Here is a 23,464-nt window from a genome sequence, read left to right as displayed (position 1 = left end):
TTTTCATAAGCATGATTTTAAAAGCGCATACTAAAAAGAGTGCGGCAAAAAGAGTACCGAAGGGGTGGCTACCGAATGGTAAATGAAAATCACGAAAAATTTTTAAAAGAGCAGCAGGATCCCGACCAATATCTTGGCGGAACAAAAAGCAACAGCAAACCGGCATCCTCTGACCCGGAATATAATAATCCCGGAAATACCGATCAATCTCCGGGAACGACCGGAAGGAAGCTTTAACAGTTTAAATCAAAAAAATACCCGCTGGCATAATGCCACGCGGGTATTCCTTTTTTTCACCGATTAGGCTCTGGACACATAAGAGCTTTCAGTTGTGTTGATGATCAGGACATCTCCCTGGTTGATGAAGAAAGGAACCTGAACAATCAGGCCGGTTTCAAGTGTAGCAGGCTTGGTTCCGCCTGAAGCAGTATCACCTTTGATTCCAGGCTCAGTTTCTGTCACTTCAAGCTCAACAGTGTTTGGAAGTTCAACACCAAGCGTTTCTCCCTGATACATCATGATCTGGACTTCCATATTTTCTTTAAGGAACTTCAGCTCATACTCAATAGAGTTTTCAGGCAGTTCAATTTGCTCGTAAGACTCGTTGTCCATGAATACGTGCTGATCGCCGCTTGCGTATAAGTATTGCATTCTGCGGTTATCAATCTGCGCCTTGCCTACCTTCTCGCCGGCACGGAAGGTTTTTTCCTGGATAGCGCCGGTGCGCAGGTTGCGGAGCTTTGAACGAACAAACGCTGCGCCTTTTCCTGGCTTAACATGCTGAAAATCCATTACTCTCCAAATGCCGTTATCTACTTCGATTGTCAATCCTGTACGAAAATCATTTACAGAAATCATGTGTTATGTCCTCCTAATATGCAATTACAGAATGATTAGTTCTTTAGTTGAATGAGTGAGCTTTTCGTTATGGTCCTTTGTAATGATTGTATCATCTTCAATGCGCACACCGCCAAGGCCAGGGATGTAGATGCCAGGTTCGACCGTGACGACCATCCCCTCTTCAAGGATGACATCAGATCTGGATGCAAGCCCAGGACCCTCGTGGACCTCAAGACCGATTCCATGTCCTGTCGAATGCCCGAAATACTCTCCATAGCCTTTGCTGCTGATGTGGTCGCGGGTCAGGGCGTCTGCTTCTTTTCCGGAAATGCCCGGTTTGATGCCTTCAAGACCCTTAAGCTGAGCTTCAAGGACTATATGATAGATATCCTTCAGCTTGCTGTCCGGCTCACCCACAGCAAGGGTGCGGGTAATGTCGGATACATAGCCATTATAATAGGCGCCGAAATCAAGTGTAACCATATCCCCTTTTTCAATTACCTTATCGCTTGCCACTCCGTGCGGAAGGGCAGATCTATATCCGGATGCAACAATGATGTCAAAAGAAGAAGAGGCTGCACCTGCTTTTCTCATAAAGAATTCCAGTTCATTCGAAACCTCCAGCTCTGTCCTGCCGGGGCGTATATAGTCCAGAATATGAGTATATGCCTTATCGGCAATGCTCGCAGCTTCCTTTAATATCTTAATCTCTGACTCCGTCTTAATCAAGCGTAACTTTTCAATTGCCCCGCTTACCGGAACAAGCTCTGCTTCTGCTGCTGCTTCATAGGCTTTGAAGGAAGCAAATGATACATGATCCTGCTCAAAGCCAAGCTTCTGGATCCCCAGATTCCTCGCCTGCCTGGCCGCCTCTTCGACGATATTGCCTGAATGCTGAACGATTTCAAAGCCTTCACACTGCTTCCCGGCCTGTTCGACATAGCGGAAATCTGTGATGAACTGTGCTTTTTCCCCGCTGATCAGCACCACTCCAGCAGAACCGGTGAAACCGGTTAAATATCTTCTGTTATAATTGCTTGTAACCAGCATCCCATCGATTGAATGCTGTCCAAATGCAGCGCGAAGCTTCTCTAATTTCTCCATCCTAATTTCTCCCCTTTTCCAGTAGTGCGGATAATGCCAGCTCATATCCCTTGAGCCCCAGGCCGACGACCTGCCCCGCCGTAACCGCTGCGGTGACAGATACATGGCGGAAGGGCTCCCGGGCGTGGATATTCGATATATGTACTTCAATGACAGGCACGCTTATGCCTGCTATGCAGTCCCGAAGGCTGTAGCTGTAATGTGTGAAGGCTCCGGGATTAAAGATCACGCCATCGAACTCAGCCTCATTCGCTTCATAAAGCTTATCGATGAGCGCCCCTTCATGATTGGACTGGCAGGCTTCCAGTTCTGCCCCGTATTCGCGGGCCAGCTCTGCAATCCGCTCTTCCAGCTGCTTCAGTGTGGTCTCCCCATAAATACCGGGCTCCCGCTTGCCCAGCATATTCAGGTTCGGCCCGTTTAATAGTAGTATTTTTTTCATAAATAGGCTCCCGTGAAAAAAAGAATGTCCATAAGAACATTCTATCACAATTGAAATCGGCAGCACACCGAAACCATATTATGTTGCAGTTTCTTTTTCCTTATCTTCCCTGAACCTGATTTCATTTTCTTCATAAGAAATAGAGAAGCCGACGAATACTCCATAAAGAATATAAAAACAGACAGAGGCAATGATAGTATTTTTATCCAGATCCCTCAGCGGGCTGATGCCTGGAAAAATGGGATTCAGTACAAAAAAGACCAGCAGGAAAAGCGCAATTCCGTAGGCTGCCCCCGCAAAGATGCTTTTGATCTTTCTAAGCAGGGCATAATAGATGATGGCTGCCCCGATGGAGACAATCCCTATGAATACAAGCGAAATGACCGTCCCAAGCCACGTCTTCTTCCATCCGCCTATAGCCCATGGCTCCAGGATAACCCTTGGATGGATTTCAGTCAGGTTAAAGACGTAAGCCAGATAAGCCAGCCCGCTCCAAAGCACTCCCCCGACAAATCCAGTGATGATGACCATAGCCATGAAGGACATCGGCTTTTCCCTCTGATTTTGTTCAAGCTTTGCATGTTCTTCCTTCATTTTTCCACCTCCATTGCTTTAGTATGCCCATGGTTATTTTTTCAATTACATCAAAACCAAAAATTGAAGGTTCATCGGCTGCGAGGCTGAAATAATCTTACTTTCGCTCCGCTCTAGAGGTTTTATCCGTTTTTTAGTAGAATAAATATAGGTACATTCAGCTTATGCAAAAAGTGCCTTTCAGGCACGATCCACTTTTTTCAATATGCTGTTTCGGCCCAGTACACAATAGGTTGGTGTTACATATATGTCTAAAGACCAAAAGCCCGTTTATGGCGGCCAGGCGGTAGTTGAAGGCGTCATGTTCGGCGGCAAGCATCATTATGTCACAGCAGTCAGAAGGAAGGATGAATCTATTGAATACTTCCATCTGCCGAGAAAGTCCAATCCGTCTCTCCGGACGATCAAGAAAATCCCTTTCCTTAGAGGGATAGCAGCCATTATTGAAGCAAGTGCGAACGGTTCGAAGCACTTGAATTTCTCAACAGAGAGATTTGATCTTGATCCAAGCGAGGATCATACCTTAAAAGAACAGGAGCCATCCAAGCTGACCATGTGGCTCGGCGTGGCAGCCATAGGGGTCATTTCATTCCTGTTCGGGAAATTTATCTTCACCCTTGTTCCGGTATTCCTGGCGGCCTTGACAAAGCCGATTTTTTCGAGTGATTTTTCCCAGGTATTGGTAGAAGGATTTTTCAAGCTCATCCTTCTGCTTGGCTATATTTATTTCGTTTCATTGACCCCGATCATCAGGCGGGTGTTTCAGTACCATGGTGCAGAGCATAAAGTAATAAATGCTTTTGAAAACGGCAAGGAGCTGACGGTCGAAAATGTGCAGGCGCAGTCCAGGCTCCATTATCGCTGCGGCAGCAGCTTTATCCTCTTCACCGTCATTGTCGGCGTCTTCATTTATATGTTTGTGCCGACCGATCCGCTTTGGGTCAGGATTTTAAACCGCCTTGCCCTGATTCCAGTCGTTCTCGGAATCTCCTTTGAGGTCCTGCAGCTGACGAATAAGGTCAGGCATGTGCCTGTTCTGAAATGGCTCGGCCTTCCCGGACTCTGGCTTCAGCTCCTGACGACCAAAGAACCGGATGATAAACAGACAGAAGTTGCCATTCTTTCGTTTAACGAACTGCTAAAAAAGGAAAAGGAAACCGAGGACGCTAATAAAACAGAAGAAATTGTATAAAATATAGTTTAAAAGCAAGTGAAAATGCTCATCATGCTCATAGGGAGGTGGCTTTTTTGAATAACCGGACTTCATTGTACATTGTTGCCGGCCTCATCGGCCTCGCAATAATCGGAATAACAGGCAGATTGGTAAACGACCCTGCCGGTTTTTTGCAGAGTATAGCCGTAATGGCCCTCATTGGTGCTGCCGTATACTTTCTGTTTCGCCGTTTCTACAAAGCTGGCCCTATGAAAAAAGAGCAGCAGGCATTTGTTAAAGCAGCTAAGAAATCTAAAAGGAAATATCAGAAAGAACCTGCCAGCACCAGGAAGGCAAGTGTCGGTTCGCTCACATCCTTAAGGAAAACAAAAGCCCGCAAGTCTCCATCTCATTTAACCGTCATTGACGGAAAAAAAGGCAAAAAAAAGAACCGGGCCTCCCTTTGATGCCCGGGCAGATTAGTATTACTCCTGCTGGCTGTAAATGGCCGGCCAGCGGAAGCACTGCCAATATGGGGCAGTGCTTTTTAATTCCCTCAATAGGTCCATTGAGAAAAAAACTTCCTCGCTGACCGCCTCCCGAGCTCCAGCAGCTCTTCTTTTCTTTCAGCGGTAAGGCCAAATTCTGTAGAAACGATGCCCTCTGTCGGAACAAAAATGATATTCTTTGCATGCTTCCGGGAAATATAGCGTGCATCATGGGCATCCTTCATTGTCTCAAAGAGCGCCTCATAGAGCTGGATCGCATTATTGATTTTATTTTTCTCCCTGTTCAAGACATCATGGCTCAGCTTGATCCCAAGTACTGGCCGGAGCTTTTTGACATTTTCCTTGTCAAAGAGCCACATCGGAAAATTGCTCAGCACTCCCCCATCGACTAAGAGACTTGTTTCTCCTTCATAAGACTTCAGTTTGACCGGTTCAAAAAAATAAGGCAGGCTGCAGCTCATCCGGATAGCCTTCGCTACGGAGAATCGGCCAGGGTCGACCCCGTAGCTCATTAAATCATCCGGTAAGACGACAAGCCGGCCGTTGGTCAGATCTGATGCAATGACTCTAAGCTTCTGTGGTGCGAGGTCGCCAAATGTACGGATCCCCCTTGCAGCGAGCTTTTCTGCAATCCACCTTTCCAGCTCGTTTCCCTTGTACAATCCAAGTCGCCAATACAAGAGCAGCCACTTAGCTGCCGAAAATGGAAGCAGCGTCCTCCTGGCATCCAGCAGCTTTTTCAAGTCAAGTTCATTCATCAGATCGAACATTTCGCTGCTTGTGTATCCTGCAGCAGAAAGTCCGGCAACAATCGAGCCCGCGCTCGTGCCGGCCACCCTTTCAAAGCGGAATCCTTTCTGCTCAATGACCTCCAAAGCACCGATCAGCGCAAAGCCTTTAATGCCGCCGCCTGAAAAAACGCCGTCTATATACATGCAAGCCACCCCCGTCGATGATACCTGCTTGATACATCTTTAATCGGGCAGCTGCAAAAATAGTACGGCGGACAAATTAATTATTCAGGATAAAATATCAGGTTACGTAAAATACTGGACTTCTGCTTCCGGAAAAAAGGAATGGACATAACTTCGGATGGTTTCTTCCATTTCCTTTGCTTCATCGTTCTGGTATACATATTTTCCTATTCCGTAGCGGCCCCACTTATATTTCCGCTTTTCTTCATCCATTTCAAGCTTTGTTTTCGGATAGCGTTTTTCTATGACCTTCTTGGCAGGCTTAGTGAAACGGTGCTGAATAAGTTCAAAAGTAAGATCTTTAAGCTCTATGCCATCCAGCGACTGCTTCAGCCTTTCAAAAAGCTCATAATATCCTTCTTTCCAGTTTTCATGAAGATAGATTGGCGCCACGATAAAACCTAAAGGATATCCCGCCCCTGCAACCTTCCTGGCCGCTTCGAGCCGTTCATCGAAAGTGGAGGTGCCCGGTTCAAAATTCTTGATTACATATCGTGAATTGACGCTGAAGCGGAACCTTGTCTTGCCATTATGCTTGGCATCAAGCAGATGGTCGACATGGTGGTACTTAGTCACAAAGCGGAGTCTTCCATACTCTGTCCCCCCGATGAATTCAATCGTCTTTTTCAATGAGTGCGTCAAATGGTCAAGCCCTACAATATCCGAGGTACAGGCAGCTTCAAATCGGGTGACTTCAGGCGCCCGCTCCTCCATATATTTTTCAGCCTGAGCAAAGATATCCTCAAGGTTTACATATGTGCGGATATACGGCTTGCTTCCAAGGGTTGTCTGCAGATAGCAGTAATGGCAATGCCCCATGCATCCTGTTGCAAGCGGGATGGCATACTCGGCTGACGGTTTGGACGTATCGAATTTGAGCGTCCTCCTGATGCCTACTACAAGTGTCGATTTTGCATTCCGGTACTGCTGAAGCTCATTATTCCCCGGGATGCCGCGCACCTGGTTGTGGGAAGTGGTTTCGCGGATTTCGATGCCTAGCTCCTCAAATTTCTCCTTCAGCTCCTTTCCCAAAGGATATTCAAGCGCTTTCGGTTCTATATACACAAGCTGCGGCATGAATGGTTTCATCTTTATAACCCCGTTTCTATGTTTGCTTGGCTCAGGCATGTCGCCGGCACTTTTTTGTAGTATGAGCATTATTGGGGCAAAACCAAAAAAAAGAGGACGGAAAAATTTTTCCATCCTCTTTTTACTGTTTATGAAAATTTTACAAGCCGCATTTCAATTGGGCATTACAGTTTGTGCAGGTATTGCAGCCGCCGATTTCTTTTACCTTGCCTTGGCGGCATACCGGGCAGGTGTTGCCTACTTCAGAGCCGATGGTTACATCTGTCGATCTGAGGTCACTGATTGTGTCAACCAGCACAACACGCTGTTTCGGCTTTTCTTCTTTCGTTTCTTCCTCATCGAAGGTGTTTTCTTCCGCTTTCAGCGTAAGGACCTGCGAGTCGCGGGAACCGTCGACATATACTGTTCCGCCTTTCGCCCCGCCGCGGTACAGGCGTTCATACACACCTTCCACCTGTTCAACGCTATAGCCCTTCGGTGCATTGACCGTCTTGCTTATAGAACTGTCAATCCAGCGCTGGATGACACATTGAACATCAGCATGCGCTTCAGGGGAAAGCTCCATAGCGGAAATAAACCATTCCGGCAGGTTCTCAGGATCTGCGTCAGGGTTGCGGTCCAGATACTCTTGTACGATATCTGCCTTCACCTCAATGAACTTCCCTAATCGGCCGCTCCTGAAATAAGAGAAGGAGAAGTATGGCTCAAGCCCTGTAGACACCCCGACCATTGTACCTGTGGATCCTGTCGGTGCTACAGTCAGCAGGTGGGAATTGCGGATTCCTTTTTCAAGGATGGACTGTCTCACATCTTCTGGCATTTTCTGCATAAATCCAGTCTCTGTGAAGTTCTGGCGGAGCCTGCTTGTTTCTTCATCCGTTGCCCCTGTAAGGAACGGGAAGCTGCCTTTTTCACCTGCCAGCTCAACTGAAGCTTTATATGCGGTTACAGCAATCGTTTCAAATACTTTGTCGATCAGTTCGTTGCCTTTTTCTGAACCGTATTCTGTTTCACAGTAAATCAGCAGATCATGCAGCCCCATTACACCAAGTCCGACACGGCGCTCTCCCAGAGCCTGCTTTTTGTTTTCTTCAAGGAAGTATGGTGTCGCGTCAATGACGTTATCCTGCATGCGGACGCCAACTTCAACAGTGCGGGCCAGCTTTTCAAAGTCGACCGTTTTGTTTTCCTTGTCAGCCATTTCAGCAAGATTGACAGCGGCGAGATTGCAGACAGAGTAAGGCGCCAGCGGCTGCTCTCCGCAAGGGTTTGTCGCTACTACCTTCTGTCCGTAGGCTTGTGCATTTGTCATATCATTCGCATTGTCGATGAAGAAAATGCCTGGCTCCGCTGAATAAGTTGCGCAGATATTGATCAGGTTCCAAAGCTCTTTTGCCTTGATTTTGCGGTAGGTGCGCACTTTGTGGCCCAGCTTTTCCCATTCGCGGACATCACCGATTTTATGCCATTCTTCATTGTAGATCTTCATCGTTTCAGCATCATATGACTCCACATCAGGGAAGCGCAGCTCATACTCTGCATCTTTTTCAACGGCATCCATGAAATCCTTTGTCAGGCACACGGAAATATTGGCGCCAGTCAGGAACTCAGGATTATGGACAGTATAATTGCCTCCGGCAGCAAGCTTATTTTCCGCATCCTTGATGATTTTCTCGCTGAAGCCGCCAAGACCGGGGATTTGCTTATAGTTGATGATTCCCTGATACATATTGGTCTCCTGCTCAGTCAGCGGAGTGAACTTCAGCTTTTCACTGGCATAGCGCTTGATTGTTTCATCCTGTGTGTTTTCCAGCAGGAAACGGAGGATGCGCGGGTTTTGCATTTTTGAGATGATGAATTCGATGATATCAGGATGCCAGTCGGTGAGCATGATCATTTGCGCACCTCTCCTTGATCCGCCCTGTTCAACCAAATGAGTCAGTTTCGCAATATCATCAAGCCATGAAACCGAACCGGAAGATTTGCCGTTCACTCCGCGGGCCAGCGTGTTGCGCGGCCTTAAGGTCGATCCGTTTGTTCCGACGCCGCCGCCCCTGCTCATGATTTCCATTACCTGCTTGCGATGCTCTGAAATCCCTTCCCGGGAATCCTGTACAAACGGCATGACATAGCAGTTAAAGTAAGTAACATCCGTATCCGCGCCAGCACCGTAAAGCACCCTTCCGGCAGGGATGAAGTTCAGGCTCACAAGCTCGTGGTAGAATTTCTCAAACCATTCTTTGCGCTTCTCTTCTGTTGCCTCTGCAGCTGCCAGGCCTGTCGCATTGCGCTTTGCAATCTGCTCATAATAGATTTCAAGCGGCTTCTCAATCACATCCAGCGATTTCGTAATCACCGGTTCGTCCGGATTATCCAGTACTCCGCGGAATTCTTCCTCCACCAATACTTTGGCTGTCTTGTTCTCCCAGTCAATCTCCTGGATGAAGCCGAGGCCGCGGGCAGGGAATTTTGGATCTTCTTTGACCGTCAGGACAACGAAGTCCCCGTTCGCCAGAGTAATCTTTTCTGTATCCTTGAAAGTATAGCGGTCCAGCATGACCAGACGGGAAACCCCTTTATGGGTGATTTTCATATCAGGGGTGATCGGATGCACCTGGGGAAATAGGCGGATATCCTTGTTTAATTGTTCGATGTTCACTTTTGCTTTTTGTCCTAGAACGACAGACATACACACAGCTCCTTCAATGTATCTTTCTATTAATAATAGAAAGCCAAGCTTCTATTTGTTTTTTTGAATACCCTTAAGTTATCATATCTAAAACCTCAAAATCAATATATAGTATATAAAATATTTTCGACACCACTATATATTGTATTGGAGGTCAAATCAATTTGATTTTGTCAAACGCAGAAAAAACTAGATTTCAGAGATAAGAAGAGATATTGTCCGATTAATGACAGTAAACGATTATTTTCGGCAAATTTCGGGGCTTGCGTTTTATATGCGGACCCCTTGGAAAAATATTCATATTCTGAGTGTGCCAATTTCTGTATCAAACAGAAAAAAAGCGACAGGGCCGCTTTTTATCTTTTAAAGTTCCATTCATCGTTTTCATATCGGTCTTTTGCAATTTTGTTCACATATTCCATTTCTTCGGCGGAAAGCTCATAAGGTTCAAGATGAATGTCAAGACCTTCTTCAAAGCCCTTTCTGAAGGCTTCCTTGGCCTGCCCGATTGTAACTTTGTCCCGGCTCAGCTCGTTGATGGCAACGGCTTTGCTTTTGAACGCTCTCTGCATCCTTTCCTTCACACGGTCATTCGGATACTTGAACAGGCTGAAAAGCTTATCTTCATCAAGGTCGAGGAGGATGGATCCATGCTGGAGGATAACACCCTTCTGCCTTGTCTGGGCGCTTCCGGCAACCTTTCTTCCCTCAACAACAAGCTCATACCAGCTTGGTGCATCAAAGCAGACGGAGGAACGCGGGTTCTTCAGCGACTCCCTTTCCTCGGCTGTCTTCGGAACAGCAAAATAGGCATCCATTCCAAGATTGTGGAATCCCTTAAGGATTCCTTCAGAAATCACCCGGTAGGCCTCTGTGACTGTTTTCGGCATTTCAGGATGGTCCTCTGAAACGATGACGCTGTATGTAAGCTCATGTTCATGCAGGACGCCCCTTCCGCCTGTCGGACGGCGGACAAACCCCAGCCCGTGCTTTTTGACTGCATCCATATCGATTTCCTTTTCCGCTTTTTGAAAATAGCCAATGGAAAGCGTTGCCGGATCCCATCCGTAGAAGCGGATGACAGGCGGGATCTTTCCCTCGCTGTTCCACTCGAGGAGTGCCTCATCCAAAGCCATATTGAAAGATGGGGAACCATATCCCGAATCAATAAATCTCCAAGTTTCTTTTAGCATATGTAGCCCTCTTTTTCATGTTTTGAGTCTTGCACATGTTCTCTAGTCTATCAAAATGGGCGGAAAAAACAAAGCAAACAGCCCTTGCCTAATATTTCAATTTACGTCTCGCCCGCTTTGTCTCCAGCAAATCCGAAAACGTGAGAAATACGTGAATTTTGCAGGAATTCCTTTACTCACATGCCTGCCGGCTTATATAATAAAAGCTGGCGTAGCTATACGTGAAAGGAGAAGTCACATTGGATACACTTTATATTCTTTTAATCATTATCGGGGGCTTTGTTACCTACTCTGTCGTTACATGGCTCTATCAGCGCAAAGTCGTCAAGACCCTGACAGAGGATGAATTCCGCGCAGGATACCGGAAGGCTCAGCTGATTGATGTCCGGGAGCCGAATGAATTCGATGCCGGCCATATCCTCGGGTCCAGAAATATCCCGTTATCCCAGATGAAAATGCGCATGAAGGAAATCCGTCCGGACAAGCCTGTGTATCTGTACTGCCAAAGCGGGATGCGCAGCGGACGTGCAGCCCAGTTTTTATACCGCAGAGGCTATAAAGATCTCCACCAGCTGCAGGGCGGCTTCAAAAAATGGTCAGGCAAAATTAAAGCGAAGAAATAAGGGAGGCACTTCCCTTCTATACATGAGCAAGAAAGGGTCCAGCCTTAAGGCGGGACCCTTTTTCCGTGTGATCATATGAAGCATTACTCCATTTCAAGAATAAATATGCGTTAGAAACAGAGTTTCACACGAATGTGCCCAAAATCAGCAGGGAACATACTAAGCCAAAAGAGATAGGGCGAAGCACAGCGCTGATGCCGTGTTTCGCCCCTCAATGCCATGAAACTTAAGCTTCTTTCTTATACCGGAGGACCGGTTTTCTTGCAGCCAGGGTCTCATCCAGGCGGCCGATGACCGTCGTATGCGGCGCTTCCTGCACGATTTCAGGATTTTCCTCCGCTTCCCTGGCAATCTGGATCATGGCTTCAATGAAGCTGTCCAGTGTTTCTTTTGATTCTGTTTCAGTCGGCTCGATCATGATGCATTCTTCTACATTCAGCGGGAAGTAGATGGTAGGCGGATGATAGCCGAAGTCGAGCAGGCGCTTCGCAATGTCAAGCGTTCTGACGCCAAGCTTTTTCTGGCGCTTGCCGCTGAGTACAAACTCATGCTTGCAGTGCCTGTCGAATGGCAGATCGTAGTATTCCGCCAGGCGCCTCATCATATAATTCGCATTCAGGACTGCGAATTCGGTGACATTTTTCAAGCCGTCCGGCCCCATTGTGCGGATATAAGTATAAGCGCGCACATTGATGCCGAAGTTTCCATAATACGGTTTGACCCTTCCAATCGATTGCGGTCGGTCATAATCAAGGACAAATTCCTCACCGCGCTTAGCAACGATCGGTTTAGGCAGATAGGGTATCAGGTCTTTCTTGACGCCGACCGGACCTGACCCGGGTCCTCCCCCTCCGTGAGGTCCTGTGAATGTTTTATGGAGATTCAGATGGACAACATCGAATCCCATATCTCCAGGGCGCGCTTTGGAAAGGACCGCATTCAGGTTGGCACCGTCATAATAAAGCTTGCCGCCGGCACCATGCACAATCTCTGCCATTTCAAGAATGTTTTCTTCAAACAGTCCAAGCGTGTTCGGGTTCGTCAGCATCAGGGCCGCTGTATCGGATCCGACTACCCGTCGCAGATCCTCAAGGTCTACTAGGCCGTTCTCATTCGATTTAACGGTGACGGTTTCAAAGCCGGCGACCGTTGCTGATGCCGGATTTGTCCCGTGGGCTGAATCCGGGACAATAACCTTTGTCCTGCCGGTGTCGCCATTGGATTCATGGAAAGCCCTGATCATCATCAGCCCTGTCCATTCCCCGTGTGCACCTGCTGCCGGCTGCAGCGTCACTTCGTCCATTCCGGTAATCTCAATTAAATGCTCCTGAAGGTCATACATCAGCTCCAATGCACCCTGGACAGAGCTTTCCTCCTGCAGGGGATGAATATGGGCAAAACCGTTAAAGCGTGCTACATTTTCATTGATCTTCGGATTGTATTTCATTGTGCATGATCCCAGCGGATAAAAACCTGAATCCACGCCATGATTCCTTTTTGAGAGAGCAGTATAGTGCCTCATGATGTCCAATTCCGATACTTCCGGAAGCTCAGGCTCTTCTTCACGCAGGTATCCTTCAGGCAGCAATTCAGCCACATCCACTTCAGGTACATCGAGTTCCGGCAGGCTGTAGCCTGTGCGGCCCGGCTTGCTTATTTCAAAAATCAGCGGCTGGTCTTGATTATGCATGGTAATCCCCCAATTCTTTAACAAAAGTATCGATTTCTTCTTTCGTGCGAAGCTCTGTCACGGCAACCAGCATATGGTTTTCCAGTGAACGATAGCTTCTGCCAAGATCATAGCCGCCGATGATTTCTTTATCGAGCAGGCTCTTATTGATCTCCTTGACTGGTGCATTCAGCTTTACGACAAATTCATTAAAGATCGGGCCTTCAAAGGCAAGCTCGAATCCGGCCTTCTTGAACTGATCCCTGGCATAGCGGGCTTTCTGCATATTCTGGACGGCAATATCCCTGACTCCCTTTTTGCCGAGGGCTGTCATGGCGACAGATGCAGCAAGAGCATTCAAGGCTTGGTTGGAGCAGATGTTGGAAGTCGCTTTATCACGGCGGATATGCTGTTCCCTTGCCTGAAGGGTAAGTACGAAGCCGCGGCGGCCTTCTTCATCAATCGTCTGCCCGACAAGGCGGCCCGGCACCTTTCTCATCAGTTTGGAGGTGACGGCAAAATAACCGCAATGAGGTCCCCCGAATGCCGTAGGGATCCCGAATGGCTGCGCATCCCCTGCCACAATATCGGCGCCAAACTTGCCTGGAGGCGTTAATGCGCCCAAGGAAAGCGGATTGCTTGATACAACGAACATGGATTTTTGGGCATGGATGACTTCCTCAAGCTCTTTCAGCGGCTCTATGCGGCCGAAGAAGTTAGGGTATTGAACAATGACTGCAGCTGTATCGCTGTCCATCTGCTCTTTCAGCACATCCATATCTGTGATTCCGTCCTTATGCGGAATTTCAACAACCTCTATATATTGCCCCTTTGCATAACTTCTGACAACATCCTTCGATTCCGGATGTACAGCCTCGGAGATCAGGATTTTCTTGCGGCGCGTCTGGCCAGCTGAAAGCATGGCTGCCTCAGCGAGGGCAGTGCCGCCGTCATACATGGAAGAATTGGCTACATCCATGCCAGTCAGTTCGCAGATCATCGTCTGGAATTCAAAGATGGCCTGCAGCTCCCCCTGCGAAATCTCCGGCTGATACGGTGTATAGGCCGTATAGAATTCGGAGCGGGAAATGACGTGGTCCACAATCACCGGCATATAATGATCATAGACACCGGCTCCGAGGAAGGATGAATTGGACCTGAGGTCGGCATTCTTTCCTGCCAGCTTGGTAAGCTCCTTCAATAATGCCGTTTCCGGCTTTGCCGGTTTAATATTGTACTCTCCCTTAAACCTGACAGCTTCAGGTATATCACTGAACAGTTCATCAATCGAACTTGCCCCGATCTTCTCAAGCATTTCCTTTTTGTCTGTTTCTGTCATAGGCAGATAGCGATGCGTCATGTTTTTCCCCTCCGTCACTTCTTATCTCTTTTATAAAAAGGTGTGGCAGCTATAACTGCTTTCAGCCGTTTGCCGCGGATTTCAACTTCTACCTCATTGCCAAGCTCCGCATATTGGGTCTTGATCAGGGCGAGGCCGATGTTCTTCTTCAGGGTCGGTGATTGTGTGCCTGTCGTCACTTCGCCGACCTGCTCTCCATCCGCCAGCACCGGATATCCGTGGCGCGGGATTCCCCTGTCAATCATTTCAAGCCCGACCAGCTTTCTCGGCACACCATTTTCTTTTTGCTGCTTGAGGACAGGCTTGCCGATGAAATCAGCTTCTTTATTAATCTTTACAGCAAAACCGATCCCGGCTTCAAGGGGGGTAACGTCTGGCGACAGCTCCTGCCCGTACAGCGCAAGGTTTGCTTCAAACCTCAGGGTGTCGCGGCAGCCGAGCCCGCAAGGCAGCACACCTTCTTCTTTTCCGGCTTCAAGGATATCATTCCAGATGCTTGAGGCATCATCCGAATGGCAGTAGATCTCGAATCCATCTTCGCCCGTATAGCCGGTGCGGGAAACGAGCGCTTTCTTTCCATTCAGATCCACGTCACTGCTGAATTTAAAAAAGCCAATTTCGCTTAGATCCTTTTCGCCTGCAAGCTTCTGGAGAATCCCTTCAGCTGCAGGTCCCTGCAAAGCAAGCTGGGCAGTCTGATCAGATAGATTCCTGATGTCAGCGCCGTCAATCAGATGATCTTCAAGCCACTGATAATCCTTTTCTATGTTTGCCGCATTGACAACCAGCAGATAGTGATCATCCTCGAATTTATACACAAGCAAATCGTCAACAGTGCCGCCGCTTTCATAGCACATCGCGGTATATTGTGCACCGCCGCTTTTGAGCTTGGAGATATCATTGGTCATCATTTTTTGCAGAAAATCCTGGCTGGCTTGCCCTTTCACTTCTATCTCTCCCATATGGGATACATCAAACAGGCCTGCTTTTGTTCTTACGGCTTCGTGCTCATCTTTGATGCCAGTGAACTGCACCGGCAGGTCCCAGCCGCCAAAATCGATGGTTTTTGCTCCAAGCTTCCGGTATTCCTCATATAATGGTGTACGTTTTAGCTGCGACATTCACTTGTCCCCCTTGATCCAAATAATAAATACAAGATTGCTAACCATGAGGCTTGAACGCCTGAAGGTTTTGGGCACGAAAAAAGGACAGAGAAATCCCCCGTTCCTAACGAGGGTCTCTGTCCTGGCACCTGAAAGTTTACCTTTTACCGGTTTTCCCCTTTGGTGGCTTCCTAAATGAAGCACTCTCCAGAGCCGCGTCCAACAAGGGTTCTTTTGCCTGAGAGATTCACATGAATGCTTGCTCCTTCGGCGCTGTATACACAGTCTCTCCCCTTATTCTCATCCGCATTTATAATTTTTTCCAATATGGCCATACTATTCAATGAAGAATCCGCAGCATGCTGCTGATGGCCGTTCGGAGCCAAAATTTGTTTAATGACAAATTTCGAAACATTCAAAGCTATTATCATCCTACCATCCTATTTCAGATTGGGCAATATATAATTTGAGACGCTTCTTTTTACCCGCAGGACTCCCCGGGGGCATTGCCAAGAGGGGCTTAACTACAAGCGAAGGAGCTGTTTTACCATGCCAGTCCAGATCGATTTTGATTCTACATGGCAAACCGAGTTTCTATCAAGAATATCCAATGACGGACCTTGGGGGAATTGGGAGCTTTACAGACTTGCTGCAGAGGTCGAGCAGCATACCATCATCCCCGAATTCAATGGCCTCCAGGCTCCGGGGCACTTGCCGGACCTGACGCCGCTGCCCCACCAGCTGGAAGTTGCCAGGCAGGTAGTTGAGAATATGAACGGAAAAGCGATATTGGCCGATGAGGTCGGGCTCGGAAAAACAATTGAAGCGGGACTGATACTAAAAGAATATATGATTAGGGGTCTCGTGAAAAAAGTCCTTATCCTGGTTCCAGCCTCTCTTGTCACCCAGTGGGAAATCGAGCTGAACACAAAATTCTACATACCGGCAGTTGCCCAGCGCAAGGCTTATGTGTGGGAGCAGTGCGATGTGGTGGTATCTTCCATAGATACAGCCAAAAGGAATCCGCACCGCGACATCATTTTTTCACTTGATTATGATTTGATTATCATCGATGAAGCTCATAAGCTGAAAAACAGCAAAACGAAAAACTATGAATTTGTCCAGAGCCTGAAGAAGAAATTCTGCCTTCTCCTTACTGCTACACCGATCCAGAACAGGATAAGCGAGATTTTCAACCTCGTTTCTCTCTTGAAGCCTGGCCATCTGGGTAATGAAACAGCTTTTTATGAAAAGTATAAGAAGGATTCACGCTCGCTCGATGACAATGCCCACCTGAAAGAGCTGGTCAATAAAGTGATGATCCGGAACAGGCGGGCTGATACCGGGATTGAATGGACAAAACGGCATGTAGAAACCATCCCGATTGAATTTTCCAAGGAAGAAAGAGATCTGTACGAATCTGTTACAGAATTGAGAGGGGAAGGAGATTGGGTCAATTCAAGCCAGTTCTCCGTCATGACCCTGCAGCGCGAGGCCTGCAGCAGCCGGGAGGCAGTCTTTTATACGCTCCGCAATATGGTTTCCAGGCAGGAGGCCCCTTCTGATATGTTTCAGGAACAGATTCAGTTCCTGGTCAGCAAAGTGGAGAAGATTCAGAGAAATTCTAAAGCAGAAAAAGCGCTCGAGCTTATCAAAGGCATTGACGATAAGGTCATCATTTTCACAGAATACAGGGCGACCCAGCTTTACCTACAATGGTTCCTGAAGCAGCACGGCATCAGTTCTGTCCCTTTCAGGGGCGGTTTCAAAAGGGGTAAGAAGGATTGGATGAGAGAGCTGTTCAAGAACAATGTCCAGGTCCTGATTGCGACAGAGGCCGGAGGTGAAGGGATCAACCTCCAATTCTGCAACCATATTATCAATTATGACCTGCCATGGAATCCGATGCGTCTTGAACAAAGAATCGGAAGGATCCACCGTTTGGGCCAGGAAAAAGATGTGATGATTTATAATTTCGCAGTCAAGGATACAGTTGAAGAACATATTCTCAAATTGCTGTATGAGAAGATTCATCTGTTTGAAAAAGTCATCGGGGAGCTTGATGATATCCTCGCCAAGCTTGAGTTCGGAAGCATCGAGGACCATCTGACAGATATTTTTGGAAGATCGGCTTCAGAGGGAGAGATGAGAATCAAAATGGAGAACTTGAATAGCATGATACAGCTTGCTGAAGAAATGAAGGAGGGCGGCGCACATGCAGCAGCAGGAAATACGTAAATTCCTGGCACGCTATTTTACCGCAAACGGCTGTGATATCACTGAGGAGGGACCCGGCTATATGACAGTCCAGTTGACAATTGAGCTTGATAAAGAGCTGATGAACCGTCCTTTCTACTGGCATTATCTTGAAAAAACCGGAGGCATCCCGAACCCGATGAAGCTGACGTTCATTACTAACCGGCAGCTTGCGCCTTCCGACTTGAAGGGAGAAACGATCCATTTCGGTTCTCCGCGCCTGCATCAGATATTTCAATCAGCACGGAGCCTTGCAGGCTACATCCGTCTGTACGAACAGCATTCTTCCCCGCCGGGCAGGCAGACGCCTTTAAGGCCGTGGCTTTGCATGAATGTAAAAATTTCTTATCAATGCGACCGGAAAAGAGATGTATTCAAATCGATCGGTCTGCAGCTGCTCAATGGCCAAATGGTTGAAAACTTCCATGACCGCCTGCTTCAGCTGCAGCTTACACCGAAGATCCCCGACTATTCGTTTACATTGTCGCCTCTGATCATGCCAAAGAGCGGCATCAGCAGGATCGAAGGATTCCTGAAGTCGCAGATTGATTCAGAGGAGCACGGCTGGGCTGACGAGGCAAGGGAACGATGGAAGAAGGATCTTGATCTGCTTGAACATTTTTATGAAGATATGGAAGAACGGAACGAGACCTACGAAAATGAAAAAACCGCCCTGCAGGAGCAATATGAGCCAAAAGTCAATGTCAGCATCGTGAATGGCGGGCTTTTCTATCTGACAGATACGGCCGTTTAGGCAGAAACAGCATGGCTTTCACACATTTTCTATGCTTGTCCGGTATTCGCCGCTCCTCTTATCCTGCTGCAGCATAAGCTGGTACAAGATAAGGGAGTATCTTAAGGCTGTACTTCCTTATCATCACCCCTGGATAGTTTCCAGTATATACTTCTTCATCTCCCGAAAAAAAAGAGAAGTGCAGGCCCGGCCCGCACTTCTCTTTTTTTATTTCCGGCATATCATACTCCCCGCCGCCGGACTGGAGCATACACTCCTATTTCTCAGGCCAGGCTCCTCATAACGCCTTTTTCTATTGCCGTTTTGCCGCTTTACCTTTTTTCAGCCCAGCCAGCAGTGCATATGGGATGATTCCGAACCATTTGAATAGGAACGGCTCTTTTTCATCCTTGCGGCTTTCCTTCTGTTTTTTCCGCTCATCCTTCGGCTGGTCCATATACTTCACAAAAGTCTGGGTGACATATTTCACATAATCATTGGTTTTCATCGGACACACCTCTCTTTAGTCAAAGTATGTCCCGGCCGTCAGCTTTTCAAACACAGCTGCGCTTCTGCCGTGATGGAACCGATTGTCCTCCCATCAGTCTCAATAATATGGTCGGCAGCTTCCTTATACAATGGAAGCCTCGATTGATAGAGAACTTTTACTTTCTGTTCAAGCCCGCCCTCGAGCAGCGGACGTGCCGTATCAGCAGCAAGCCTTTTAATTGTTTCCTCAGGAGAGGCATGCAGGAACAGGACAGTCCCGGTGTTTTTTAGAAGGTCGCGGTTTTCCTTCCTTAAGACGACACCTCCCCCTGTAGTGACGATGATGTCCCTTGCCGACAAACGCTTCAGCATTTGCGTTTCCAGCTTACGGAAATATTCCTCGCCTTTCTGGGCAAACATCTCCTTGATGCTGATGCCTGCTTCCTTTTCTATTTCCTCATCCATATCAACTGCAGGCTTCCCAAGAACACAGGAAAGCTCTCTGCCGACAGTGGTCTTCCCCGCTCCCATAAAGCCGATTAAGTAGATTGTATTCATCAGGCGGATCTCCGTTCACTTTTTTTCTGTCCATTTTATCATTTTTCCGCGGTCTCTGTCATAAAACGCATATGAAACAATCGGTTTCTGGGATTCTATCGCCAGGGTAAAGGAGATTTCGAAGAGAGAGCCCGCCAGTTCTGTCATAGAATATGTCACAGTCCCTTCTTTAAATATAAAGCTGCCAAGCTGGAGGGTTTCATCCTCCTCCACATCCGCCAGGTGCCTCTCAAGCCTTTTGACAGAGCTGAGCAAATAATAATCCTGTTTGAGGATTTGTTCTTTTTCGTTCAGCAATTCTGCTTCTGACACATTCTGCCCCAGCAGGATAAGAAGCGATAAGCAGGAAGCCAGAAGAATGCTCAGAGACACAGGAAAAGCAAACCCTTTTTCATTCCGGAGCATTCTGGTTCACCTCTATAAATGGCACAATCACTGTGTGAAAATTTTCCCCGTTGCGGCTTTGCGCCTCTACGAGAAGGCTCTTGCCCTGAAAGGAAAACGAGGCCGCCTGGATATTCTGCAAAACCACTTCATGCCCTTGCCCGTTGACTCTCCTTCTTAGATTGCTGCCGTACCTTTCAAAGCTGACAGACTCACCGCTCCCCGCAAGCGTCAGCCGCCCTTCATTTACTTCAATATTTACGCTCATATGAACCTCTTTTTTCAGCTGTGCAGAAAAGATTTCCCATTCCATTCTTTGAAGCCTCATTTCCGATGCTTCCCCATCAGCCAGGTATCTGAGCGAAAGAGGGAGCAGTGAAGCAATGATGAGGAAGATGCTAAAGCCGAAGAGCATCTCAGCCAGCGTAAAGCCATTATTCCTTAAAATAAATGTCACAAATTCTTTCGTGTTTCCCGTTCTTTTTCTCATAGTGAACACAAACCTCCACACTCAGTCCATCCAATTCCATCTCCTCTATGGGATAGGCTTCATGGTGAAGCACAGAATGGGCCGATCCCGCAGCTTTCATCTGAAGATATTCATATAAGGCCTGCACCGCTTCAGAGCTTTTTCTGTGTTCCTCCGCCTGGTCTGAGGCATGGAGGAACAGCGGAAACAGCACACAGGCAGAAACGAGCCAGGCAGACAGGCTGAGGATAAGCTCCGCAAGAAAGAAGCCTTTATTCTTTAACAATATAAAACCTTCCTTTCCCTATTAAAAACGTGATCCTGTATGTTTCCCCGCCGGCTTCGGCATACAGTGAACCGAAGCTGCTTACATTCCCGCTTGGGAGAAAACGGAAGGATAACTTCATTGTATCTTCGTATATGGCGATATCCTCCTCATAGCTTCTGTCGATAATAGCGGCAGAATTGGGCGGGGTGGCGATATAACGGTTTTCGTCCGGAAATATATAAAAGGAAATGGTCTCCTGGCGGGAAATCGCATATTGCTGTGCGAAAAAGAGGTCTGATTGAAGCTGAGACAAAAACAGCCTGCTTTCAAGCCGGCTTGCCTGAGGGACGATATAAACAGCAGCCAGAGAAGAGACCAGAAGAAAAATTGAGAAGATAAGCAGTGTTTCAACTAGTGTGAATCCACCTTCACCTTTAGCCATTATTCAGCTGCGTGACCTCCCCATCCGCACTGATAGAGATGCTGCTGCCGTTCGGACAGGATGTTTCGCCTTCTTTTAAATATCCCTCGCTTACAAGCTCCTCTACTCCCGAAGGATACTGTTTATGCTCTATCTCATATGACTGGACCTGGGCCTGGACCATCTTGATGTAAGCCTCGCAGCCTTTGCTGTTGATCTTGGAATTATGCTTGGTGATATTCGGCACGGTTATGATGAGCAGGACAGAAATGACAAGCAGGACGATCATCATTTCAATAAGGGTAAAACCTTTTTCGTTTTTCACTATTTCATCTCCTTTATAAACCATTTAGTAAATGAAACATGGGGAGCATCACGGCCAGATACATGGAAATCACGAGGGCGCCGATGAGGGAGAATAATACTGGCTGGACGATTTTGAGGCCTGAAGTGACCTTCTGCTCGAATGCCTCCATGCAGTGGATGCTGTAAAACCTCAGCTCCTGTCCAAGCTTGCCGTTTCTCTCGCCATGGCGGATGATTTGGCACAGATCTTCCTGGAAAAAAGCAAAGCCGGACAAAATATCATCCAGTTTCTCCCCGGTTCTGAGCCTGATTTTTATGGATTCCCCCAATTCACTGTAAAAAGGCTGCTGGGGATTTCGCTGGAATAAGAGGAGAGCCTCAGAGACTGAGAGCCCCCCTCCTAGCAGATAGCCAAGCTGGGCCGTGAAATACTGGGTATAAAACAGCCGGAGCAGTGGGCCGGCTGCAGGGAGCATGGCAAGGCGCCGTTTCTGGTCCATCTGGGGAAGATGCCTGAACCTGAAAGAATAATACAATAATGAAGCTGCAGCGAAGGCAAGGAAAAGGACAGCAAAAATGGGGAACAGGGTCCCTGCAAGCATTACCGCTTCAGTAAAGAAATTTGTGTCTAAATCCATGGAAGAAAAAAGCGAAGTAAATCTGGGGAGAAGCGTCTGCTGGACAATGAAAAATAGAATAGATGTGGCTGACATCAGAAACAGCGGATAATAGAGGATTTTTCTCAGGCTGCTGATTTCCTTGCTTCTTTTCTCCATAATAGCGCTTCCGTCTATAAAGGCTTCTGCAAGGCCGCCATGCTGTTCGGCAAAATAGACATAGCCGATCAAAGTGGGGTTGAAATTGAGGTTTGTGAGGACCCGGTAAAAAGGATGGCCCTCTTTTAAATCATTGAGACTATTTGAAATTGCTGCTTTTCTGTAATCAGGCAAATGATAGGCCAGGGATTCGATTGCTTCGCTGAGCGGGTAGCCCTTCTGCAGAAGTTCGCCTGTCCTCTTCAGGAATCCCGCCTGTTCGTCCAGCGTCCATTTACGAGTCCTCATTATACACCCACCGATCCATTTCAGCCTCCTTAATATACCCCAGCGCAATTCCTTTGAGAATGGCGTTCTTCAGAGTAGGATACTGATAGGCGCTCCCTTCCCCTCTGGCCTCCTTCATGACCGCAGAAAGGGCTTTGCCTGTCAATAATTCAAACACACTCGCCCTTTTTCCCGCAGCGGCACCCCGGCAGTGAGGCGGACAGGTACCGCTGCAATACGGGCATGACAGCTCCACGAGACGCTGCGCTGTTACAGCTATCAGGGTCTGCTCAATTTCCTGCCATCCTACCCCGAACTCACCAAGCCGGTATATAGCACCCTTGGCATCCCTGGTGTGCATCGTACTCAGCACAAGATGGCCTGTTAGCGCTGCCCGTACGGCAATTTCAGCCGTCTCCGCATCGCGTATCTCACCGACCATAATGATGTCCGGATCATGCCTCAGGATGGCCTTCAGCCCTGAAGCATATGACACGCCCGCCTTTTCATTTACCTGCACCTGAAGTACGAGGTCGCTGTCCTTCTCGATCGGATCCTCAAGCGTGATGACATTTCTTTTGAATAAGGATGAAGTTTCATGCAGGAGGGAATAGAGGGTAGTTGTTTTTCCGCTGCCGGTCGGCCCGGTAAACAGGACCAGCCCATGGGCATGCTTCAGCAGTGCCAGAAGCTTATTCGACATAGCCGGAAACAGGGAGATCTTTGAAATGTGGATATTGTCTTCCTGGGGAAGGATGCGGATGACCAGACTTTCATGATGGGAAGAAGGAAGGGTGGACAATCGGAGGCCGATCAGCTTCTGATCAATCTCCAGCGAATACGCGCCGCTTTGCGGGCGCCTGCGGTCGCCGATATCCATTGAAGCAGAGAACTTGAAATGCGCAATCAGCCTCTCACAGTCATCAGTCGGCAGAACCTGCCGCGATAAGAGCCTGTCAGCGATTCTGAGCTGGACCAGGGTATCATGCCTGCGCGGGAGGATGTGGATATCCGAGGCATTTCTCCTGACCGCATCACATACGATACTGTCGGCCAATCTTTCAATTTTACTCAACCATATAACACCGCCTTTCTTTGGGATAATACTTATTTCGACAGTTCCTGCAAATGTCCTCCTGATATTTTTATTTTTTTGCATAGGACTTCCGTTTTTCCATATACTATCTTTACACAG

27 protein-coding genes and 2 riboswitches are annotated in these 23,464 nt (G+C 47.7%); of the genes, 6 read left to right on the top strand and 21 right to left on the bottom strand.

What is annotated here, in order from left to right; all coding sequences use genetic code 11:
• The first annotated feature begins 75 nt into the window (after positions 1-75).
• Complete coding sequence (locus RBB45_RS01480; protein ID WP_165352522.1) at positions 76-237, top strand: hypothetical protein; 162 nt, start codon at positions 76-78, stop codon at positions 235-237.
• A gap of 63 nt (positions 238-300) precedes the next feature.
• Here RBB45_RS01480 and efp read toward each other — a convergent pair whose 3' ends face one another.
• From efp to RBB45_RS01460, 4 genes are all read right to left on the bottom strand, one after another.
• A complete protein-coding gene (efp, locus tag RBB45_RS01475; RefSeq protein WP_009794939.1) occupies positions 301-858 on the bottom strand; it encodes an elongation factor P in 558 nt (185 codons plus the stop codon).
• Between the two features lie 24 nt (positions 859-882).
• On the bottom strand, positions 883-1,944 hold the full coding sequence (locus tag RBB45_RS01470; protein ID WP_101550273.1) for a M24 family metallopeptidase: 1,062 nt from the start codon (positions 1,942-1,944) through the stop codon (positions 883-885).
• 1 nt (position 1,945) lies between these two features.
• Entirely contained in the window at positions 1,946-2,386 is a 441-nt protein-coding gene (aroQ, locus tag RBB45_RS01465) for a type II 3-dehydroquinate dehydratase (RefSeq protein ID WP_009794937.1), read from the bottom strand.
• A gap of 78 nt (positions 2,387-2,464) precedes the next feature.
• The gene (locus RBB45_RS01460; RefSeq protein ID WP_009794936.1) at positions 2,465-2,980 is read right to left on the bottom strand and encodes a YqhR family membrane protein; all 516 of its coding nucleotides are present in this window, start codon (positions 2,978-2,980) and stop codon (positions 2,465-2,467) included.
• Between the two features lie 247 nt (positions 2,981-3,227).
• Between RBB45_RS01460 and RBB45_RS01455 the strand changes: the two genes are divergently transcribed.
• Both RBB45_RS01455 and RBB45_RS01450 read left to right on the top strand, forming a co-directional pair.
• A complete protein-coding gene (locus RBB45_RS01455; protein ID WP_094767077.1) occupies positions 3,228-4,172 on the top strand; it encodes a DUF1385 domain-containing protein in 945 nt (314 codons plus the stop codon).
• Positions 4,173-4,219: 47 nt separating this feature from the next.
• Positions 4,220-4,600 (top strand): SA1362 family protein, encoded by a 381-nt coding sequence (locus tag RBB45_RS01450; RefSeq protein WP_009794934.1) that lies wholly within the window; start codon positions 4,220-4,222, stop codon positions 4,598-4,600.
• An 89-nt stretch (positions 4,601-4,689) separates the two neighbouring features.
• On the opposite strand, the gene RBB45_RS01445 is transcribed toward RBB45_RS01450, so the two are convergent.
• From RBB45_RS01445 to RBB45_RS01430, 4 genes are all read right to left on the bottom strand, one after another.
• Complete coding sequence (locus RBB45_RS01445) at positions 4,690-5,577, bottom strand: patatin-like phospholipase family protein (protein WP_009794933.1); 888 nt, start codon at positions 5,575-5,577, stop codon at positions 4,690-4,692.
• 102 nt (positions 5,578-5,679) lie between these two features.
• Entirely contained in the window at positions 5,680-6,705 is a 1,026-nt protein-coding gene (splB, locus tag RBB45_RS01440; RefSeq protein WP_009794932.1) for a spore photoproduct lyase, read from the bottom strand.
• Between the two features lie 139 nt (positions 6,706-6,844).
• Entirely contained in the window at positions 6,845-9,394 is a 2,550-nt protein-coding gene (locus RBB45_RS01435) for a vitamin B12-dependent ribonucleotide reductase (protein WP_148949103.1), read from the bottom strand.
• A 356-nt stretch (positions 9,395-9,750) separates the two neighbouring features.
• Complete coding sequence (locus tag RBB45_RS01430; RefSeq protein ID WP_009794929.1) at positions 9,751-10,587, bottom strand: lipoate--protein ligase family protein; 837 nt, start codon at positions 10,585-10,587, stop codon at positions 9,751-9,753.
• Between the two features lie 239 nt (positions 10,588-10,826).
• Here RBB45_RS01430 and RBB45_RS01425 point away from each other — a divergent pair, with 239 nt between their 5' ends.
• Positions 10,827-11,210 (top strand): rhodanese-like domain-containing protein, encoded by a 384-nt coding sequence (locus RBB45_RS01425; RefSeq protein ID WP_094767073.1) that lies wholly within the window; start codon positions 10,827-10,829, stop codon positions 11,208-11,210.
• A gap of 226 nt (positions 11,211-11,436) precedes the next feature.
• Here the strand turns inward: RBB45_RS01425 and gcvPB are convergent, their stop codons facing one another.
• Genes gcvPB through gcvT form a run of 3 tightly spaced genes read right to left on the bottom strand, consistent with a single transcriptional unit; the run spans position 11,437 to position 15,360 of the window.
• Positions 11,437-12,900 (bottom strand): aminomethyl-transferring glycine dehydrogenase subunit GcvPB, encoded by a 1,464-nt coding sequence (gene gcvPB, locus RBB45_RS01420; RefSeq protein ID WP_009794927.1) that lies wholly within the window; start codon positions 12,898-12,900, stop codon positions 11,437-11,439.
• Entirely contained in the window at positions 12,893-14,239 is a 1,347-nt protein-coding gene (gcvPA, locus tag RBB45_RS01415) for an aminomethyl-transferring glycine dehydrogenase subunit GcvPA (protein ID WP_101550281.1), read from the bottom strand. Before gcvPA ends, gcvPB begins: the two co-directional genes overlap by 8 nt.
• 14 nt (positions 14,240-14,253) lie before the next feature.
• Positions 14,254-15,360 (bottom strand): glycine cleavage system aminomethyltransferase GcvT, encoded by a 1,107-nt coding sequence (gene gcvT / locus RBB45_RS01410; protein ID WP_009794925.1) that lies wholly within the window; start codon positions 15,358-15,360, stop codon positions 14,254-14,256.
• A 117-nt stretch (positions 15,361-15,477) separates the two neighbouring features.
• Positions 15,478-15,555: riboswitch (glycine riboswitch) on the bottom strand.
• Positions 15,556-15,558: 3 nt separating this feature from the next.
• A riboswitch (glycine riboswitch) is annotated at positions 15,559-15,646 on the bottom strand.
• 245 nt (positions 15,647-15,891) lie between these two features.
• On the opposite strand from gcvT, the gene RBB45_RS01405 reads away from it, so the two are divergent.
• Both RBB45_RS01405 and RBB45_RS01400 read left to right on the top strand, forming a co-directional pair.
• Positions 15,892-17,580, top strand: coding sequence for a DEAD/DEAH box helicase (locus RBB45_RS01405; RefSeq protein ID WP_306009029.1), 1,689 nt, complete (start codon positions 15,892-15,894; stop codon positions 17,578-17,580).
• Positions 17,558-18,352: a YqhG family protein gene (locus RBB45_RS01400; protein ID WP_009794922.1), complete on the top strand. Its 795-nt coding sequence runs from the start codon at positions 17,558-17,560 to the stop codon at positions 18,350-18,352. Before RBB45_RS01405 ends, RBB45_RS01400 begins: the two co-directional genes overlap by 23 nt.
• A 58-nt stretch (positions 18,353-18,410) precedes the next feature.
• Here the strand turns inward: RBB45_RS01400 and RBB45_RS01395 are convergent, their stop codons facing one another.
• The 10 genes from RBB45_RS01395 to comGA form a co-directional block, all read right to left on the bottom strand.
• Positions 18,411-18,572 carry a hypothetical protein gene (locus tag RBB45_RS01395; protein ID WP_156917017.1) on the bottom strand — a complete coding sequence of 54 codons (162 nt, stop codon included), beginning with the start codon at positions 18,570-18,572 and terminating at the stop codon, positions 18,411-18,413.
• A 72-nt stretch (positions 18,573-18,644) separates the two neighbouring features.
• Positions 18,645-18,839 carry a YqzE family protein gene (locus tag RBB45_RS01390; RefSeq protein WP_009794920.1) on the bottom strand — a complete coding sequence of 65 codons (195 nt, stop codon included), beginning with the start codon at positions 18,837-18,839 and terminating at the stop codon, positions 18,645-18,647.
• 38 nt (positions 18,840-18,877) lie between these two features.
• Complete coding sequence (locus RBB45_RS01385; RefSeq protein WP_129612053.1) at positions 18,878-19,378, bottom strand: shikimate kinase; 501 nt, start codon at positions 19,376-19,378, stop codon at positions 18,878-18,880.
• Positions 19,379-19,393: 15 nt separating this feature from the next.
• A complete protein-coding gene (gene comGG / locus RBB45_RS01380) occupies positions 19,394-19,783 on the bottom strand; it encodes a competence type IV pilus minor pilin ComGG (RefSeq protein WP_306009028.1) in 390 nt (129 codons plus the stop codon).
• Entirely contained in the window at positions 19,770-20,252 is a 483-nt protein-coding gene (comGF, locus tag RBB45_RS01375; protein ID WP_022544181.1) for a competence type IV pilus minor pilin ComGF, read from the bottom strand. Before comGF ends, comGG begins: the two co-directional genes overlap by 14 nt.
• Positions 20,197-20,517: a hypothetical protein gene (locus tag RBB45_RS01370; protein WP_253617977.1), complete on the bottom strand. Its 321-nt coding sequence runs from the start codon at positions 20,515-20,517 to the stop codon at positions 20,197-20,199. Before RBB45_RS01370 ends, comGF begins: the two co-directional genes overlap by 56 nt.
• Complete coding sequence (comGD, locus tag RBB45_RS01365; protein ID WP_009794915.1) at positions 20,504-20,941, bottom strand: competence type IV pilus minor pilin ComGD; 438 nt, start codon at positions 20,939-20,941, stop codon at positions 20,504-20,506. Before comGD ends, RBB45_RS01370 begins: the two co-directional genes overlap by 14 nt.
• Positions 20,934-21,269, bottom strand: a complete 336-nt coding sequence (gene comGC / locus RBB45_RS01360; RefSeq protein ID WP_009794914.1) for a competence type IV pilus major pilin ComGC — start codon at positions 21,267-21,269, stop codon at positions 20,934-20,936. The genes comGD and comGC overlap by 8 nt, the downstream gene beginning before the upstream one ends.
• Positions 21,259-22,290: a competence type IV pilus assembly protein ComGB gene (comGB, locus tag RBB45_RS01355; protein WP_306009027.1), complete on the bottom strand. Its 1,032-nt coding sequence runs from the start codon at positions 22,288-22,290 to the stop codon at positions 21,259-21,261. Before comGB ends, comGC begins: the two co-directional genes overlap by 11 nt.
• Complete coding sequence (comGA, locus tag RBB45_RS01350; protein ID WP_306009026.1) at positions 22,277-23,344, bottom strand: competence type IV pilus ATPase ComGA; 1,068 nt, start codon at positions 23,342-23,344, stop codon at positions 22,277-22,279. Before comGA ends, comGB begins: the two co-directional genes overlap by 14 nt.
• Between the last annotated feature and the right edge of the window lie 120 nt (positions 23,345-23,464).

The organism is Bacillus sp. MMSF_3328 (genome assembly GCF_030733525.1).
Classification (GTDB): domain Bacteria; phylum Bacillota; class Bacilli; order Bacillales; family Cytobacillaceae; genus Bacillus_AB; species Bacillus_AB infantis.
The sequence above is the reverse complement of the archived record's forward strand: the minus strand, read 5'-3'. Positions and strand labels throughout refer to the sequence as shown.

What these genes read in the sequence shown, in the direction of transcription:
- RBB45_RS01445 (WP_009794933.1), bottom strand. Translation starts at nt 5,577, where the DNA reads ATGTATATAGACGGCGTTTTTTCAGGCGGCGGCATTAAAGGCTTTGCG.
- aroQ (WP_009794937.1), bottom strand. Translation starts at nt 2,386, where the DNA reads ATGAAAAAAATACTACTATTAAACGGGCCGAACCTGAATATGCTGGGC.
- gcvT (WP_009794925.1), bottom strand. Translation starts at nt 15,360, where the DNA reads ATGTCGCAGCTAAAACGTACACCATTATATGAGGAATACCGGAAGCTT.
- RBB45_RS01405 (WP_306009029.1), top strand. Translation starts at nt 15,892, where the DNA reads ATGCCAGTCCAGATCGATTTTGATTCTACATGGCAAACCGAGTTTCTA.
- RBB45_RS01455 (WP_094767077.1), top strand. Translation starts at nt 3,228, where the DNA reads ATGTCTAAAGACCAAAAGCCCGTTTATGGCGGCCAGGCGGTAGTTGAA.
- comGC (WP_009794914.1), bottom strand. Translation starts at nt 21,269, where the DNA reads ATGGTTTATAAAGGAGATGAAATAGTGAAAAACGAAAAAGGTTTTACC.
- efp (WP_009794939.1), bottom strand. Translation starts at nt 858, where the DNA reads ATGATTTCTGTAAATGATTTTCGTACAGGATTGACAATCGAAGTAGAT.
- RBB45_RS01385 (WP_129612053.1), bottom strand. Translation starts at nt 19,378, where the DNA reads ATGAATACAATCTACTTAATCGGCTTTATGGGAGCGGGGAAGACCACT.
- comGD (WP_009794915.1), bottom strand. Translation starts at nt 20,941, where the DNA reads ATGGCTAAAGGTGAAGGTGGATTCACACTAGTTGAAACACTGCTTATC.
- RBB45_RS01395 (WP_156917017.1), bottom strand. Translation starts at nt 18,572, where the DNA reads ATGCCGGAAATAAAAAAAGAGAAGTGCGGGCCGGGCCTGCACTTCTCT.
- RBB45_RS01470 (WP_101550273.1), bottom strand. Translation starts at nt 1,944, where the DNA reads ATGGAGAAATTAGAGAAGCTTCGCGCTGCATTTGGACAGCATTCAATC.
- RBB45_RS01435 (WP_148949103.1), bottom strand. Translation starts at nt 9,394, where the DNA reads ATGTCTGTCGTTCTAGGACAAAAAGCAAAAGTGAACATCGAACAATTA.
- splB (WP_009794932.1), bottom strand. Translation starts at nt 6,705, where the DNA reads ATGAAACCATTCATGCCGCAGCTTGTGTATATAGAACCGAAAGCGCTT.
- RBB45_RS01430 (WP_009794929.1), bottom strand. Translation starts at nt 10,587, where the DNA reads ATGCTAAAAGAAACTTGGAGATTTATTGATTCGGGATATGGTTCCCCA.
- comGB (WP_306009027.1), bottom strand. Translation starts at nt 22,290, where the DNA reads ATGAGGACTCGTAAATGGACGCTGGACGAACAGGCGGGATTCCTGAAG.
- comGF (WP_022544181.1), bottom strand. Translation starts at nt 20,252, where the DNA reads ATGAGAAAAAGAACGGGAAACACGAAAGAATTTGTGACATTTATTTTA.
- RBB45_RS01480 (WP_165352522.1), top strand. Translation starts at nt 76, where the DNA reads ATGGTAAATGAAAATCACGAAAAATTTTTAAAAGAGCAGCAGGATCCC.
- gcvPB (WP_009794927.1), bottom strand. Translation starts at nt 12,900, where the DNA reads ATGCATAATCAAGACCAGCCGCTGATTTTTGAAATAAGCAAGCCGGGC.
- RBB45_RS01460 (WP_009794936.1), bottom strand. Translation starts at nt 2,980, where the DNA reads ATGAAGGAAGAACATGCAAAGCTTGAACAAAATCAGAGGGAAAAGCCG.
- gcvPA (WP_101550281.1), bottom strand. Translation starts at nt 14,239, where the DNA reads ATGACGCATCGCTATCTGCCTATGACAGAAACAGACAAAAAGGAAATG.
- comGG (WP_306009028.1), bottom strand. Translation starts at nt 19,783, where the DNA reads ATGCTCCGGAATGAAAAAGGGTTTGCTTTTCCTGTGTCTCTGAGCATT.
- RBB45_RS01390 (WP_009794920.1), bottom strand. Translation starts at nt 18,839, where the DNA reads ATGAAAACCAATGATTATGTGAAATATGTCACCCAGACTTTTGTGAAG.
- RBB45_RS01400 (WP_009794922.1), top strand. Translation starts at nt 17,558, where the DNA reads ATGCAGCAGCAGGAAATACGTAAATTCCTGGCACGCTATTTTACCGCA.